1 pseudogene is annotated in these 615 nt (G+C 56.3%); it reads left to right on the top strand.

Features of this window, described 5'->3' with window-relative positions:
* Nucleotides 1-62: 62 nt before the first annotated feature.
* Nucleotides 63-615: pseudogene (locus tag QMX96_RS26700) on the top strand (IS3 family transposase); the annotation flags it as partial.

Below are 615 nucleotides of genomic sequence, written 5' to 3'. Positions count from 1 at the left end.
TGAATCGCCCCGGGTTTCGTAGACACCTCTTTGCCTTAAACTGAGGCCAATTAGGAGGTGCCATGAGCAACCCGCGTTACCCCGAAGAATTCAAAATCCAAGCAGTCAATCAAGTGACCGAAAAGAAGCTGCCTGTCGCTGAGGTAGCGGCCCGTCTCGGCGTGTCGACGCATAGCCTCTATGCCTGGATAAAGCGCTACAGCAAACCTCAAGAAGAACGGCAGCAGGATGATGATCAGCACGCTGAGCTGCGTCGTCTGCGAGCGGAACTCAAGCGCGTCACTGAAGAGCGAGACATATTAAAAAAGGCCGCCGCGTACTTTGCCAAGGAGTGCGGCTGAAGTACGCCTTTATCAAGCAGCGCGCGGGCGACTATTCGATTCGACGGCTTTGCCTGACGCTGAAAGTCCATCCCAGCGGCTATTACGCCTGGCTGTCTGAGCCGCAATCTGTACGCGCCAAAGACGACCAGCGACTGCTGGGTTTGATCAAGCATTCCTGGCTGGAGAGCGGCGGCGTTTATGGCTATCGCAAAATCCACGACGATCTGCGCGAGGTCGGTGAGGATTGTGGTCGTCATCGTGTGGCGAGGCTGATGCGTCTTGAAGGGCTGCG

Origin of the sequence: Pseudomonas sp. PS01300 (assembly GCF_029960155.1) — a bacterium.
GTDB lineage: Bacteria > Pseudomonadota > Gammaproteobacteria > Pseudomonadales > Pseudomonadaceae > Aquipseudomonas > Aquipseudomonas palmensis.
This window is presented reverse-complemented; position numbering and strand designations above follow the sequence as displayed.